Annotated in this window: 15 protein-coding genes; 7 read left to right on the top strand and 8 right to left on the bottom strand. The window is 67.3% G+C overall.

Annotated features, from left to right (window positions below; all coding sequences use genetic code 11):
- The first annotated feature begins 13 nt into the window (after nt 1-13).
- Nucleotides 14-235 (top strand): DUF1858 domain-containing protein, encoded by a 222-nt coding sequence (locus tag QUV18_RS03160; RefSeq protein WP_300891967.1) that lies wholly within the window; start codon nt 14-16, stop codon nt 233-235.
- Here QUV18_RS03160 and QUV18_RS03155 read toward each other — a convergent pair.
- Entirely contained in the window at nt 213-938 is a 726-nt protein-coding gene (locus tag QUV18_RS03155; RefSeq protein WP_300891966.1) for a Crp/Fnr family transcriptional regulator, read from the bottom strand. The genes QUV18_RS03160 and QUV18_RS03155 overlap by 23 nt on opposite strands.
- A 155-nt stretch (nt 939-1,093) precedes the next feature.
- On the opposite strand from QUV18_RS03155, the gene QUV18_RS03150 reads away from it, so the two are divergent.
- The 6 genes from QUV18_RS03150 (at nt 1,094) to QUV18_RS03125 (ending at nt 7,101) form a co-directional block, all read left to right on the top strand.
- Nucleotides 1,094-1,525 (top strand): pseudoazurin, encoded by a 432-nt coding sequence (locus QUV18_RS03150; RefSeq protein WP_300891965.1) that lies wholly within the window; start codon nt 1,094-1,096, stop codon nt 1,523-1,525.
- Nucleotides 1,526-1,589: 64 nt separating this feature from the next.
- Nucleotides 1,590-2,801, top strand: coding sequence for a copper-containing nitrite reductase (gene nirK, locus QUV18_RS03145; protein ID WP_300891964.1), 1,212 nt, complete (start codon nt 1,590-1,592; stop codon nt 2,799-2,801).
- Nucleotides 2,802-2,818: 17 nt separating this feature from the next.
- Nucleotides 2,819-3,580 carry an SUMF1/EgtB/PvdO family nonheme iron enzyme gene (locus tag QUV18_RS03140; protein ID WP_300891963.1) on the top strand — a complete coding sequence of 254 codons (762 nt, stop codon included), beginning with the start codon at nt 2,819-2,821 and terminating at the stop codon, nt 3,578-3,580.
- Between the two features lie 264 nt (nt 3,581-3,844).
- Nucleotides 3,845-5,227 carry an MmgE/PrpD family protein gene (locus QUV18_RS03135; protein ID WP_300891962.1) on the top strand — a complete coding sequence of 461 codons (1,383 nt, stop codon included), beginning with the start codon at nt 3,845-3,847 and terminating at the stop codon, nt 5,225-5,227.
- The gene (locus tag QUV18_RS03130; protein ID WP_300891961.1) at nt 5,224-6,198 is read left to right on the top strand and encodes a D-2-hydroxyacid dehydrogenase; all 975 of its coding nucleotides are present in this window, start codon (nt 5,224-5,226) and stop codon (nt 6,196-6,198) included. The genes QUV18_RS03135 and QUV18_RS03130 overlap by 4 nt, the downstream gene beginning before the upstream one ends.
- Nucleotides 6,199-6,210: 12 nt before the next feature.
- On the top strand, nt 6,211-7,101 hold the full coding sequence (locus tag QUV18_RS03125) for a dihydrodipicolinate synthase family protein (RefSeq protein WP_300891960.1): 891 nt from the start codon (nt 6,211-6,213) through the stop codon (nt 7,099-7,101).
- A gap of 89 nt (nt 7,102-7,190) precedes the next feature.
- On the opposite strand, the gene QUV18_RS03120 is transcribed toward QUV18_RS03125, so the two are convergent.
- The 7 genes from QUV18_RS03120 to QUV18_RS03090 all read right to left on the bottom strand — a co-directional run bounded on the left by QUV18_RS03120 (nt 7,191) and on the right by QUV18_RS03090 (nt 14,656).
- Nucleotides 7,191-8,522: a pitrilysin family protein gene (locus tag QUV18_RS03120; protein ID WP_300891959.1), complete on the bottom strand. Its 1,332-nt coding sequence runs from the start codon at nt 8,520-8,522 to the stop codon at nt 7,191-7,193.
- The gene (locus tag QUV18_RS03115; RefSeq protein ID WP_300891958.1) at nt 8,519-9,850 is read right to left on the bottom strand and encodes a pitrilysin family protein; all 1,332 of its coding nucleotides are present in this window, start codon (nt 9,848-9,850) and stop codon (nt 8,519-8,521) included. The genes QUV18_RS03120 and QUV18_RS03115 overlap by 4 nt, the downstream gene beginning before the upstream one ends.
- Nucleotides 9,851-9,961: 111 nt before the next feature.
- Nucleotides 9,962-10,486 carry a DUF3035 domain-containing protein gene (locus QUV18_RS03110; RefSeq protein WP_300891957.1) on the bottom strand — a complete coding sequence of 175 codons (525 nt, stop codon included), beginning with the start codon at nt 10,484-10,486 and terminating at the stop codon, nt 9,962-9,964.
- A 54-nt stretch (nt 10,487-10,540) separates the two neighbouring features.
- Nucleotides 10,541-11,011, bottom strand: a complete 471-nt coding sequence (gene lspA / locus QUV18_RS03105; RefSeq protein ID WP_300891956.1) for a signal peptidase II — start codon at nt 11,009-11,011, stop codon at nt 10,541-10,543.
- A gap of 29 nt (nt 11,012-11,040) precedes the next feature.
- Entirely contained in the window at nt 11,041-12,630 is a 1,590-nt protein-coding gene (gene purH / locus QUV18_RS03100) for a bifunctional phosphoribosylaminoimidazolecarboxamide formyltransferase/IMP cyclohydrolase (protein ID WP_300891955.1), read from the bottom strand.
- 27 nt (nt 12,631-12,657) lie between these two features.
- Nucleotides 12,658-14,400, bottom strand: coding sequence for a heparinase II/III family protein (locus QUV18_RS03095; protein WP_300891954.1), 1,743 nt, complete (start codon nt 14,398-14,400; stop codon nt 12,658-12,660).
- A 121-nt stretch (nt 14,401-14,521) separates the two neighbouring features.
- Nucleotides 14,522-14,656 carry an aa3-type cytochrome c oxidase subunit IV gene (locus QUV18_RS03090; protein WP_300891953.1) on the bottom strand — a complete coding sequence of 45 codons (135 nt, stop codon included), beginning with the start codon at nt 14,654-14,656 and terminating at the stop codon, nt 14,522-14,524.
- Nucleotides 14,657-14,770: the final 114 nt, after the last annotated feature.

Raw genomic sequence — 14,770 nt, 5'->3', positions numbered from 1 at the left:
AAAGGAATAGCCCATGCGCGACCCCCGCCCCGACGACCCCGACCTGCCCCTGGGCGAACTGATGGACCACTGGCCAGAGACGATCCCCGTCTTCCTGCGCCACAGGATGCTGTGCGTGGGCTGCCTGGTGAACCCGTTCCACACGGTGATGGATGCCTGCGCCGAATACGGGCTCGACGAAGACGTCTTCTTTCAGGAAATCCTCGACGCGATCAGGGCAGTTGCGCCCCGCTGATCACCACGAGCCGGTGCGCGTCGCATACCACGATCCGCTTGCGCCCGCTTTTGACCAGCCCCTGCTTTTCCCAGCCGCTCAACAGCCGGCTGACGGTATGCAGCGTCGTGCCGGTCAGTTCCGACAGGTCCTGGCGGGTGATCGGGAAGTCGATCTCGATTCCCTCGGGCACCTTGCGGCCGGTCTGGTTGATCAGGCGGAGGAGCGCGTTGGCCACCCGCTGCTCGACCTGCTGGGTCGCCATCTCGACGATGCGGGTGTTCATCTCGCCGATGCGCTGGCCGACCGTCTTGTAGGTCTCGGTGGCGAACCCGTCGTATTGCCGGACGAACTCGTCCCAAAGACGCATGGGCCAGCTCAGCGCGATGGATTCCGCCGCCGTCACCGCCGTGGCCGGGTAGGTGTCGCGCCCGAGGGCCCTGGCGATGCCGAACAGCTGACCGGCGGGAATGTGCAGCGCGATCACCTGTTCGCCCGTCGCCGTCACCCTGACGACGCGAATATAGCCATCGAGCAGCATGAAGAACCGCTCGGCCGGCGCGCCCTCGTCGAACACGGCGACGCCCGCGTCGTACCGGCGCGAGCTGGCCTGGTCGAGGATCTCGCGAATCTGCCGCCGCTCCAGCCGCGAGAAGGGGGGCATGTGCGTCAGCAGGCTTTCGTCGAGACGGGGGAGGGTTTTCCGGGGCGCGTTATCCGTCATCTGGCCTTCGAGTCTACCGGTGAATCGGCCGAAGTTCACGCGATTTCGGAGGACGTCACGGAAGCGCAGGCAGTTTGCGCCAGCGCAAAGTCCGCCCGGCGAAAATCGCTAGAACACTCCCCAGACGACAACGGAAAACCTGAAAGGACAAGACGATGTTCCGCACACTGGCAACTGGCCTCGCCCTCGCCGCCCTCATGGGCAGCGCCGCGCTCGCCGAAACCCACGAAGTGCAGATGCTCAACAAGGGCGAAAACGGCCGTATGGTGTTCGAGCCGGCCTTCGTGGCCGCCGCCCCCGGCGACACGATCAAGTTCGTGGCCGCCAGCAAGGGCCACAACGCCGAAACCGTCAAGGGCATGATCCCGGATGGTGCCGAAGGCTTCGCCGGCAAGATCAACGAGGAGATCGAGGTCACCCTCGAGACCGAGGGCCTCTACGCCGTCATGTGCAAGCCGCACTACGCCATGGGCATGGTGATGACCATCGCTGTCGGCGATGTCGAGACCGCGCCCGACGGCTTCCTCGAAGGCCGCGTTCCGAAGAAAGCCAAGGAACGCCTCGAGGAACAGCTTTCCAACCTTTGACCCAACCTGTCCCGGCCCGCCCCGCTGGGGCGGGTTCCAGGGACCAGACCCGATGGAGGACATAATGACCAAGTTACTCAATCCCGGCCTCAAACAGGTCAGCCGCCGCAACGTGCTGCGCGGCTCGATGCTTGCCGGTGCCGCCGCCATGGGCGGGGCCGCTGCCTTTGCCACCCCGCGCCGCGCCCCCGTGCCGACGCCGCGCCAGCCCGGCGCCGACGTGATCAAGGCCGAGGCGGAGGCGAAAGCCAAGGCGAAACCCGCCGACCTGTCCGGCTACACCCGCGTGAAACAGGAGCTTGTCGCGCCCCCGTTCGCGCCCGAGCACGAGCAGGTGGCCACCGGCGGCCCGAAGATCGTCGAGATCACCATGGAAACCCAGGAACGGCTGATGGTCGTCGACGAGGATACCGGCGCCAGTGTCTGGGCCCTGACCTATAACGGCTCGGTGCCCGGCCCGCTGATCATCGTCCACGAGGGCGACATGGTCGAGCTGACGCTGCGCAACCCGGCCGACAGCATGATGGAGCACAACATCGACTTCCACGCCTCGACCGGCGCGCTGGGCGGCGGTGGCCTGACCCATGTCTACCCCGGCGAGGAATGCGTGCTTCGCTGGAAGGCGACGAAGCCCGGCTGCTTCACCTATCACTGTGCCCCGGGCGGCGCGATGATCCCCTACCACGTGACCCACGGCATGAACGGCGCCATCATGGTGCTGCCGCGCGACGGGCTGAAGGACGCGCAGGGCAATCCGCTGCGCTATGACAGCATCGCCTATATCGGTGAGCAGGATTACTACCTGCCGATGGACGAAAGCGGCGATTACAAGAGCTATGACGCCGCCGGCGACGACTATGCCGACAGCCTGGAGGCGATGCGGTCGCTCGTGCCGACGCACCAGGTGTTCAACGGCGCGGTCGGTGCGCTGACCGGGGAACACGCGCTCAAGGCCAAGGTCGGCGAGACGGTCCTGATGGTCCACAACTCGTGCAACGTGGACAGTCGCCCGCACCTGATCGGCGGGCATGGCAACTATGTCTGGGAAAGCTCGTTCACCGATCCGCCGCTGACGGGGATGGAAACATGGTTCGTGCGCGGCGGTGGCGCGGCGGCGGCGATGTATACCTTCGAGCAGCCGGGCGTCTATGCCTACGTGAACCACAACCTGATCATCGGCGCGATGCTGGGCGGGACGGCGCATTTCGTCGTCGAGGGCGAGTGGAACAACACCCTGATGGAACAGGTGGTTGAACCGCGACCCTTCGAAAGCTGAGCGACGGGAGCGTTGACATGACCGCCGCAAGGATCCCCAAGCCCGGCCTGAAGGCGTCCCTTCTTCTGGTTGCGCTGACGGTCCTTGCGGCGGTTCTTCTCGGCGCCGCGCTGAACGGGCGCGGCGCCGGGCACGACCCGGCGCTTCTGCCGGAAATGGCGCCGAGCCCCGTGACCCTGTCGACCGGCGCGCTGCTGTACGTGCAGAAATACGAGGTGACGGTGGCCGAGTGGAACACCTGTCACGACAGGGGCGGTTGCAGCCTTCGCCTGCGGGTGCGGCCCGGGCAGGCGGCCGGGGCGACGCCGGCCACGGGCCTGAGCCATGTCGATGTGGGCGAATACCTTCGATGGATCAACCAGGCGACCGGCGCCGCCTTCCGCCTGCCCACGGCGGGCGAGTGGAGCGAGATGGCGGCCGCCGTTCTGCCGGAAAAGGCCGACCCGATTTTCACCGACCCGTCGCTCACCTGGGCGTCGGCCTACCTGACCGAGGGTTCGACGCCGCGGGCGCTGAAGCCGCGGGGCAGTTTCTCGACCTCTCCCGAGGGCATTGCGGATCTTGACGGCAGCGTCTGGGAATGGACGCAGGAGTGTTATTCCGGCGCGTCCGGTCCGGTCGATCCGGCGCGGTGTCCGGCGTTTTTCGTTGGCGGCGAGCATGTCGCCGCGATGTCCTACCTTATCCGCGACCCGGCGCGGGGTGGATGCGCTGTCGGCTCGCCCCCGGCGCATCTTGGCATGCGGCTGGTGAGCGAGACGGCGATCGGGAGGTCGTGACGGCCGAATCCCGGATTGCGCGGCTTCCGCTTTCTGGTGCAGCATTAGGCGACAGGCTGACATCGTTGCCGCTGCGGGCGTGACGGCGGCGTGAATTCCGCCGAGGAGTCTGAAGCTGGCCCGCGGGCGACGGCGGGTGTCGCAAATGACATGGATTTGCGGCGCGCGCTCCGGAAGGATCGGGGGGAAAGGAGGGCCTGCCATGACAGATGCCCCTGTGTTCCATATCGTCTCCTCCCTCTCCTCTATTGAAAGGCCAATGCCATGAACCGCCCCCTCAGCCCGATTGCCCGGCCCGGGGCGGAACAGATCGCGCGGATCGCGGGATTCGCGCTGGATCGTGAGTTGGCCGTGCCGGAGCCGGTGATGCGCCATGCCGCGACGTTGCTGATCGACACGCTGGGCGTGGCGGCGGGTGCGACGCGGCTGAAGGTGGGGCGGATCGCGCGGGATTTCGCGGTGGATTTCCACGGGGCGGGTGCGGGCCGGTATGCCGCGCCGATGCTGTTCGACGGGCGGGTGGTGAGTATGCCGGGGGCCGCCTGGGCACTGGCGACGCAGATCGACAACCTTGATGGGCATGACGGGTATTACCCGACCAAGGGGCATATCGGCTGTGCCGTGGTGCCGGCGCTGTTCGCCTATGCCGAGCGGCACCCCGAGCTGACCGGGCCACAGGCGTTGAGGGCGATGGTGATGGCCTACGAGGTGGCGACGCGGGCGGCGGTGGCGCTGCACGGGACGGTGAGCGATTACCATACGTCGGGCGCGTGGAACGGGCTGGGGGTGGCGGCGCTGGGCTGTCACCTGGAGAATGCCGGGACAGAGGTGCTGCGGCACGCGCTGGGGATTGCGGAGTATCACGGGCCGCGCAGCCAGATGATGCGGGAGATCGACAACCCCACGATGCTGCATGATGGCTCGGGCATGGGGGCGCTGGTGGGGGTGAACGCGGCGCTTCTGGCGATGCGGGGCTTTACCGGGGCGCCGGCGATTACCGCCGAGGCGCCGGAGGTTGCGGTGTACTGGGACGACCTCGGGGCCGAGTGGACGGTGGCGGAGAATTACATCAAGCCCTATCCGAGCTGTCGCTGGGGCCATCCGGCGGTGGATGCGATGCGGAAATTGCGGGAAGAGCACGGGCTGACGGCCGATCAGGTTGCGGCGGTCGAGGTGCGGACGTTTGACGAGGCGGCGCGGCTCTATTCGGGGATGCCGGAGACGACGACGCAGGCGCAGTATTCGCTGCATTACGTGGTGGCGGTGATGTTGCAGCATGGCACGCTGGCGCCCCGGCACGTGGCGGACGAGGGGTTGGATGACCCGGACGTGGCCGCGATCATCCCCCGGATCACAGCCGTGGCGACGGACAAGCACAATGCCCGCTTTCCCGCGGCGCGCTGGTCGGATATCGAGGTGACGCTGAGGGATGGGCGCAAGCTGCACTCGGGCGATGTGCCCGCCAGTGGCGGCCCCGGCGCGTGGCGCACCGATGCCGAGGTCGAGGCGAAGTTCCACGATTTCTGCGAGGGCGTGCTCTCCCCGGCCCGCATCCGGGCCATCTGGGCGATGCGGGACGCGATGTTGGACGAGACGGTGACGCTGGCCGAGCTGGCTCGGTTGGTCACCCCGGAAGGAGACGCATGACCAAGGACGCCCCGAGAGTCATCATCATGAACGACACTGCCGGGCCGATGGTGGCGCGGCTGCGCGAGGCCCTCCCGGAGGCGGAGGTGGCCGAGCTGACGCGGTACGAGGAGACCGAAGCGCTCTTGGCGGAATTTCGGCCGGACGTGGTGTATTCGATCAAGTTCGCCGGGAACGAGGGGTTTCCGGTGGAGGCGCTGTTCGGGCCGGAGGGGCCGGGCTGGATTTCTGTCGGGGGGTCGGGGTGCGATCACCTCGGGACATGGGATGCGGGGCGGGTGACGGTGACGAATTCCGCGGGCGTGGCGGCGCATATGATGGCGGAATATGCCTTTGGGTGCGCGTTGCATTTCTCGCTCGATATCGAGGGCTTGGCGCGGGACAAGGCGGACAGGCATTGGCGCGGGTCGCGGATGATGGTGCCGCTGAAGGGGAAGACGCTGCTGATCGTGGGGCTGGGCCAGACCGGGCAGGCAGTGGCCGCGCGGGCGCAGGCCTTCGGGATGCACGTGATCGGCACGCGGGCGCGGCCGGAGCCGATGGAGCATCTCGACGAGGTGCATGCGGCGGACGAGTTGCCTAAGCTTTGGGGGCGGGCGGACATGATCGTGGTCGCCGTGCCGCTGCTGCCGTCGACGCGGGGCATGATCGGGGCGGAGGATTTTGCGGCGATGAAGCGCTCGGCCGTGCTGGTGGATGTGTCGCGCGGCGGCGTGATCGACGGTGCGGCGCTGCTGGAGGCGTTGCAGGAGGGCCGGATCGCCGGGGCGGGGCTCGACGTGTTCGCCGAGGAGCCGTTGCCGGAGGAGAGCCCGTTCTGGGATCTCGACAACATCATCCTGTCGCCGCACAGCTCGGGCGTTTACGAGGGGTGGGATCTGAATTCCCTCGACATGTTCATCGAGAATTTGAAGCGGTGGCAGCGGGGCGAGGGATTGAGGAACGTGGTCGACCCCGGGCGCGGATACTGAGGAGGCAGGCCCATGTCAGAGCGGTTTCGCGGCGTGATCACGCCGATCCTGACGCCCTATAACGACGATTTCAGCATAGCCGAGGATCTATACCTTGAGCATGCCGGCGCCTGCCTCGAGGGCGGGGCGCATTACATCTCGCCGTTCGGCACCACGTCGGAGGCGCTGAGCCAGTCGATGCGGGAGCGGATGGCGATGGTGGAGCGGCTGGCGAGCTCCGGCACGGCAAGGCCGGGTCAGATGATGCCGGGCACGGGGCTGTGCAACATGGAGGAGACGGCGACGCTGTGCCGGCATGCGGTGGAGCTGGGCTGTGCGGCGGTGATGGTGCTGCCGCCGTTCTTCTTCGTCAATGCCGGGGACGAGGGGCTTTACCGGTATTTCAGCGGGCTGATCGAGCGGGTGGGGTCGGACCAGTTGAAGGTGTGTCTGTACCATATTCCGCAGATGGCGGGGATCGGGATATCGCCCGCGCTGGCCGCCCGGCTGAACGAGGCATTTCCGGAGGTGGTGGTGGCCTACAAGGACAGTTCCGGCAACTGGGAGAACACGAAGGCGGTGATCGAGGCGGCGCCGGGGATCTCGGTGTTCCCGGGGTCGGAGAGTTTCCTGGTGGACGCGGGCAAGCTGGGCGGGGGCGGGTGCATCTCGGCCAGTTGCAATTCGAACGTGGCGGCGATCCGGGGGGTGTATGACCTCGTGGTGGCCGGGAAGTGGGAGGCGGCCGAGGCGGCGCTGGAGCCCGTGAACCTGCATCGCAAGGCGGTGCAGGATGGCGGGCTGATCCCGGCGCTGAAGGCGTTGAAGGCGTACCAGTCGGGGGATGCGCGCTGGCTGACCCTGCGGCCGCCGCTGGAGAATGCGGACCCGGCGTTGGGGGAGAGGCTGGCGGGGACGCTTTGAGGGGCGCGCCGGAATTTTGGAAAATTCCGGGGTAGAAAATTCGAATTTTCTACCCCGTTTTCCGCGCGGAAAACGACCCCCGCAACCGGTCAGTTGATCGTCGAGTCGAGCCCTTCAGGCTGGCCCACGACCACGAAGGTGAGCTTCGCGGGGTCGAGCCATTCGCGGGCGACGCGGTTCACGTCTTCCAGGGTCACGGCGTTCATCTTGTCGTTGCGCGTGGCGATGTAGTCGCGGGGCAGGCCGTCGACCTGCATGCCGACCGCGATGTCGGCGATGGGGCCGTTGCCGTCGAAGCGGAGGGGGTAGGCGCCGGTGATGTAGGTCTTGGCGTCTTCCAGTTCCTCGGCGGTCACGCCCTCTTCCTTGATGCGGGTCCACTGGTCGCGGATCACCTCGATGGCCTCGGCCACGCGGTCGTTGGCTGAAGAAACCGAGCCGATCCAGGTTTGCGCGTTGTCCTTGAGGGAGAGGTAGGAATAGACGCCGTAGGTCAGGCCGCGTTTCTGGCGCACCTCGGTCATCAGCCGGGACGAGAAGCCGCCGCCGCCGATGATGTGGTTGAGGACGTAGGCGGCGAAGAAGTCGGGGTCGTCCCGCTCTATGCCGGGCTGGCCGAAGATCACGGCGGATTGCGGGGTCTCGTAGTCGATCACCTTGACGCCGCCGGGCATGTTGGTGTCGGCCGGTCGCGGCAGGGGCGCGCCGGTGGCGGGCAGGTCGCCGAGCAGGTCGTCGACGAGGGTCGAGATTTCGTCGGCGGTGATGTCGCCCACGGCGCTGACAAAGACCCGGTCGCGGGCGAAGACGGCCTTGTGGGCGGCCTGGATATCCTCGCGCGTGAGGCTGCTGACGGATTCGATGGTGCCGTCTTCGGGGCCGCCATAGGGGTGATCGCCGAAGACCAGCTCGGAGAAGGCGTTGCGTACGATCTCGTCCGGGTCCTTGAGGCTGGATTGCAGGATCGAGACCATCTGGGCGCGGACCCGTTCGAGGGCCGGCGGGTTGAAGGCGGGCTCGACGATGCTGGCGCGCAGGAGGTCGGCGGCCTCGTCGCGTGTGTCGGTCAGGAAGCGGGCGGAGACGCTGACCGCGTCGTCGCCGGCCCGGTAGGAGAACTCGGCCGCGATCTGTTCGGCGGCGCGGGCGAAGGCGCGGGAATCCATGTCGCCGCTGCCCTCTTCCAGCAGGGACGTCATCAGGCTGACCGCGCCGTCCTTGCCCTCGGCGTCAAGCGAGGTGCCGCCGCGGAAGCGCAGTTCCAGCGCGACGAAGGGGAGGGAATGCTCCTCGACCAGCCAGACCTCGATGCCGCCGGGGGTGGTGATTTCCTGGATGTCGACATCGGCCCGCGCGGGCAGGGCGGCGACCATGAGCGCCACCAGCATCACGGGGGCGAAAAGGGTTCTTGCAAAGCTCATTGGGTCACCTCCGGCGCCTTCATCCAGCCTGTGACGGCCTTGTCGCGGTTGAATACCTTGCGGGCTGCGGCGAGCACGTCATCTGCGGTGACCGCCTGGAGCACGCCGGGCCAGGCCTGCACGTCCTCGACCGTCAATCCCTGTGTCAGCGCCCGGCCATAGCGGTTGGCGACCTGGTTGACGTCGTCGCGGCCATAGATCTCGTCGGCCCTGAGCTGCATCTTGATGCGCTCGAGCTGTTCCTCGTTGATGCCCTCTTCGAGGAAGGTGGCGATGACCTCGTCCATGGCGTCCTCGATCTCCTGCAGGGTCACGCCGGCGGCCGGCGCGACGATCAGGTCGAAGGTGGTGTCGTCGAGCGACTTGCCGCTGTAATAGGCCGAGGTGTAGACCGCCTTGCTTTCGTCGAACTGGAGCTTCTCGGAGAGGAGCGAGGTGATCCCGCCGCCGAGGATCTCGGCCAGCACGGTGAGGGCGGCGGCCTCGTCCTGGTCGCCGCTGTCGCGCTCGGGGGCGAGGTAGCTGCGCATCACGTAAGGCTGGCCGACGCGGGGGTCTTCGTAGATCAGCCGGCGCTCGGCCATCTGGCGGGGTTCCTGCGGGCGGGCGCGTTCGGGCAGGTTGGGGTTGCGGGGCAGGGCGCCGTAATACTGCTCGGCCAGCGCCTTGACCTCGTCCGGCTGAACGTCGCCGGCGACGATCAGCACGGCGTTGTTGGGGGCGTAATAGGTCTGGTAGTAGGCCAGCGCATCCTGAAGGTCGAGGTCGCGCATCTCGTGCTGCCAGCCGATGATGGGCACGCCGTAGCGGTGGTTGAGATACTGCGCGGCGGTGGCCTGTTCGCGGAAGAGGGCGCCCGGGTTGTTCTCGACCCGCATGTTGCGTTCCTCGATGATCACGTCGCGTTCGGTGGCGATGACCGACTCGTCGAGCTGGAGGTTGACCATGCGGTCGCTCTCCATCTTCATCATCAGTTCGAGACGGTCGGCGGCGACGCGCTGGAAGTAGGCGGTGTAGTCGTAGCTGGTGAAGGCGTTGTCGCGCCCGCCGTTGCGGGCCACGGTGGCGGAGAATTCCCCGTCGGCCACCGTTTTGGTGCCCTTGAAGAGCAGGTGTTCGAGGAAATGCGCCACGCCGGAGACGCCGGGCTCTTCATCGGCCGAGCCGGCCTTATACCAGACCATGTGCACGACGACGGGGGCGCGGTGATCCTCGACCACGACGACCTCCATCCCGTTGTCGAGCATGTAGGACGTTACCTGTTCGTCGGCCCGTGCCGCGCCCGCTGCCGTGAGAACCACGGCGAGCATGGCCAGAAATCTCGTCATGGCCTGCCTCCCTGCCATCAAATTCCTTTGCCCCATGGCTATACTAGCGAAGATACGGGCGTACCATCGCAATTCAATCCATCTGAACGGGTTGTGAATGGCCGCGCCAGCCTAGCGCGAGGGCGGCGGCGCGGTGGGGGTGATGACACCGGCGTTGCGCATGCGGCGCTGTTCGGCTTCCGAATCGAGCCACTGCCGCTTGTAGGCGTCGGTGTAGTTGTCGCGCGGCCCGATGCGCAGGATGTTGCGGCGGCCGTAGTTGCGGCGGATCTGCTGGTCTTCGACGCTGAGACGCTGGCGAATCGCCGGGTCGGTGCCGTAGCGGCCGGCGTGGCGGACGAGGCCCGCGTCACCCGGGGCCACGCCGGTATCGGCCGTGGCGGCCGGGTTGCCGCCGAGTGCGGCGATGCCGTCGGCCTTGGTGTTGTGATCGGTGCGGTTGCCGGCGCCGGGTTGCGGCGTGGGCAGGGCGGAATAGCTTTCGGGGGCCTCGAGCGGTTTGCCGGGGGCGATCGCGAACTCGTCCGGCCCGTTGCCGGTGTTCTTGAACCGGGTCAGCGTGATATCGCGGTCGCGCGAACACGCGGCCACCACAAGCACCAGCCCAACCATCATGATCTTTCTCGGCAACATCATCTTGCCAATCTCCCACACTCGTCGCGCCGTGTCTAACGCATCACGCGGCAAAGGTCACGCGGCCTTTTTCTCGCCCGTGAATAATACCATACCGAGGGCACCGGCGAAAACCGCGATATCGGCCACGTTGAACGCGTAGGGGTTGTCGATGCCGCAGCAGGCCATGTTGAGGAAGTCGGCGACCGCCCCGTAGACCAGCCGGTCGACCACGTTGCCCATCGCCCCGCCGATCAGCAGGCCGGCGGAGATGTGCTGCCAGAGGCCGCCGGGTTCGCGGCGGATCCACCACAGCACGACGCCCGAGATCACCACCGCGATGGCGATGAGGATCCAGCGGGTGGTGTCGGTGTCGCCCTGGAACAGGCCGAAATTGATGCCGTAGTTCCACGCCATCCGGAAGTTGAGGAAGGGCGGCAATATGTCGATCTCGCGCACGCGGTCGAGCTCGAGGATGTGGACAACCCAGTATTTCGACACCTGGTCGATCAGGAAGGTCAGGATGCCTGCGATGATGAGCGTGCGCATGGGGCTCTCCTTGCCGCGTGGCGCCGGTGTCAGTGGCGGAAGTGGCGCATGCCGGTGAGGACCATGGCGAGCCCGGCCTCGTCGGCGGCGGCGATCACATCGTCGTCGCGCATCGAGCCGCCGGGCTGGATGACGGCGGTCGCCCCGGCCTCGGCCGCGGTGAGCAGGCCGTCGGCGAAGGGGAAGAAGGCATCGGAGGCGACGACGCTGCCCTGGGTGAGGGCGGCGTCGAGGCCGAGTTCCCTGGCCATGTCCTGCGATTTGCGGGCGGCGATGCGGCAGCTGTCGACGCGGCTCATCTGGCCCGCGCCGATACCGACGGTGGCGCCGTCCTGGACGTAGACGATGGCGTTGGACTTGACGTGTTTCGCCACTTTCCATGCGAACAGCATGTCGGTCATCTCGCGGTCCGAGGGCGCGCGCTTGGTGACGACGCGAAGGTCGGTCACGTCGACCTGGCCGGTGTCCTTGTCCTGCACGAGGAAGCCGCCGGAGACCTGCTTGATGGCCAGCAGCGAGGCCGTGGGGCTGGCGAGCTTGTCGGTGGTCAGCAGGCGGAGGTTCTTCTTGGCGGCGAAGATCGCCTTGGCGTCGTCATCGGCGCCGGGGGCGATGACCACCTCGGTGAAGATCTTGGCGATCTCCTCGGCGGTTTCGCCGTCGAGGGGCTGGTTCAGTGCGATGATGCCGCCGAAGGCGCTGGTGCGGTCGCAGTCGAAGGCGCGCCTGTAGGCGTCGCGCAATGTCGGCCCCTGGGCCACGCCGCAGGGGTTGGCGTGCTTGATGATGGCGCAGGCAGGGCCCTCGTCGGTGGGGTATTCGCTGACCAGCTCGAAGGCGGCGTCGGTGTCGTTGATGTTGTTGTAGCTGAGTTCCTTGCCCTGGTGCTGGGTGGCGGTGGCCACGCCGGGCCGGGCGGAGCCGTCCTTGTAGAAGGCGGCGGACTGGTGCGGGTTCTCGCCGTAGCGGAGGGTTTGCGCGAGCGTGCCGCCGAAGGCGCGGCGGCGGGGGGTCTTGTCGCCCAGCGCCTGTGCCATCCAGCTTGAGACGGCGGCGTCGTAGGCACCGGTGCGGGCATAGGCGGTCAGGGCAAGGCGCTGGCGGAATTCGTAGGTGGTCTGGCCGTCATTGGCGTCGAGCTCGTCCAGAAGTGGCTGGTAATCCTCGACATCGACGACGACGGAGACGAAGGCGTGGTTCTTGGCCGCCGCGCGGATCATGGCCGGGCCGCCAATATCGATGTTCTCGATGCAGGTGTCGTAGTCGGCACCCTTGGCGACCGTTTCCTCGAACGGGTAGAGGTTGACGACCAGAAGGTCGATCGGGCCGATGCCGTGCTGTTCCATGGCCGCCACGTGATCGGCGTTGTCGCGGAGCGCCAGCAGGCCGCCATGGACCATCGGGTGCAGGGTTTTCACGCGGCCATCCATCATCTCGGGGAAGCCTGTCACATCGGCCACGTCGCGCACCTCGAGCCCGGCTTCGCGGAGGGTTTTCGCGCTGCCGCCGGTCGAGAGCAGCTCGACGCCGCGTTCGGACAGGGCCTTGCCCAGCCGGACCAGCCCGGTCTTGTCGGAAACGGAAAGCAGGGCGCGGCGAAGGGGCGCAAGATCGGTCATCGGCAGCATGTCCTTGGTCGGTTCAGGTCAGTATTCGGTCACCGGGTCGAGCCCGTCGCGCGCCAGATCGCGGATGCCTATCGGCGAGTCCTGCGGCTTGGCCAGTGACCATCTCACGCGGGTCGCATACTCCATCATGCGGCCGGAGAGAACAATCTGTTTGGTCGCACGGGGCTTGAGCCGCGTTTTTTGCAGGTAAACGCTGCCTTCTATGGACATTTCGACGTTGCCGTCGACCCGCATGACCCAGATTTCGCCGCTCATCAGCGCCATAGACGCCGCGGTGCCGCCCATGTCGAGCGAGACGTCGACATCCGGATGAAGGTGAAAGCGGATGTCGAATGGGATGCCCTCGAGCCCGGAGGCGTCGAGTGCCTTGTCGAAATGTTCCTTGTCGCCGTCGTCGAGCGTGACCAGCATGTCCTCGCCCGCCAGCCCGCGCCCGTCGAAGGTGAGTTCCAGCTTGCGGACGTGGGTCAGGCCGTAATCGCGGACATAGCCGTCATGCCCGCCCTCGAAGCGCAGCCCGTCGGAGGCGTGGCTGATCTCGATGGGCACGCGGCGGGGGGCGCTGACGAGGTAGTCGAACCCGTCGCGGGGGGCGCCGAGCCGGGCGCTGGACTGTTCGTTGAGGACGAGGGTGGAATGCGAGGGGGTGGCGCGGCCGGCGCGGCGCCATTCCTGCCCGAAATTCACGCCCGAGCCGCAGTTGACGATCAGCGGGCGGCGGCCCGAGGTCAGCTCGAAGGCGAGGGTGGAGGCGTGGGCCTCGGCCGAGGCCTTGCCCTGGGGCGGCGGGGCGGCATCGACGATGACGCTGGTGCGGCCGGCGCTGAGCCGCAGGAACCCCATGGAGAGGCCGTTCGCCGCGCGGCTTTTCACGCCGCTGTTGGCGAGCGCGTGGTCGAGCCGCCCTTCCAGCCCCTTGCCGCCGCCGTGGAACCGGGCGAGCCCGCCATCGGCGTGGCGCAGGGTGCGCAGGGTGGGAGCGATGCGTTCGATGGCCGACCAGTGGGCGTTGCTGACGCCCTTGCCGGATTCGCCGAGCGCGACGGCGGCCCATGTCAGAAGGGTGAAGACGTCGAGCAGTTCCTCGGGGTTGCGGGTGGGCAGGCCGCCCTGGGCATCGATCTGCTCGGTGCATTCGCGGCCCAAAGCGGTGACGGCGGAGTCGACCTGGTCTTCCATGCCTTCCAGCGAGATGCCGGCATAGATCAGCCCGGTCAGCGCTTCGAAGCGCGGCAGGCCGGGGGAGGTGGCGGACCAGCGGCGGCCGAGGAAGACGGTCTGCGCCGCCATCGAGCGGTAGAAGGCGTGGGAGTGTTCGCTGTCCAGCCCGTTGAGCAGGAAGAAGGCGTGGCTGATCCAGCGGATCAGGCGGCGGCCGGTGAGGTTCGGTGTCCAGCCCGGGCCGCGGCCACGGCCGTAGAGCTCGATCCAGCCGCGGAGCCACTCCTGGGCACGGGCGCGGGCCGTGGCGTCGCCGGCGGCGACGAGATCGTCGAGCCAGCCGAAACCGTGCAGCGCCTCGGCGAAGGCGTGGTCGGGCGGGGTGAGTTCCCACATGTCGGTCTCGGGCTGCTGGAGCAGGTGGCCGGCGAAGAGGAAATTGCCGGCGGCCAGCTGGCGCCCGCGGGCATAGCTGCCGATGGTGCGGGGTTCGGGGCGCGAGACGAAGGCCGTGGCGGGCCGGCCCAGCACCGCCCGTCGGGCGGCGACCCGGTTCTGGAACCGCGTCCAGCGCGCGGTCAGCTTTTCCGCTGTTGCCATGCCTTTGTGCCTCTTCACGCTCTTCGCGGCGCCGTTTGGCCGAGTATAGCGCGGGAGCGAGGTCAAGTCACGGCGGATTGCGGGCCGCGGGCAGGACTTTCAGGAAAGGGCCGGTGGCGCCTCAGGCGTTGACCAGCGCCATGAAGATCAGCACGACGACGATCAGAACGCAGTTCCAGGCCGTGAAACGGATGAAGCCCTCGAAGGTCTTCTCGTGGGTTTCGATATCCATTTCGCCATGTTTGTGGTCAGCCATCTGGGGTCGTTCCCTGCTTGGAAATTACGCGGTCGGAGGTGTGGATAGCGCATTTGCGGGGGGCTGTCACCACCCTGTGCGCCCTGTGGCCCGAAATGTCGCAAGGCGCGGGGC

The sequence above is a fragment of the Roseovarius sp. genome (assembly GCF_030373445.1).
Classification (GTDB): domain Bacteria; phylum Pseudomonadota; class Alphaproteobacteria; order Rhodobacterales; family Rhodobacteraceae; genus Roseovarius.
The sequence above is the reverse complement of the archived record's forward strand: the minus strand, read 5'-3'. Positions and strand labels throughout refer to the sequence as shown.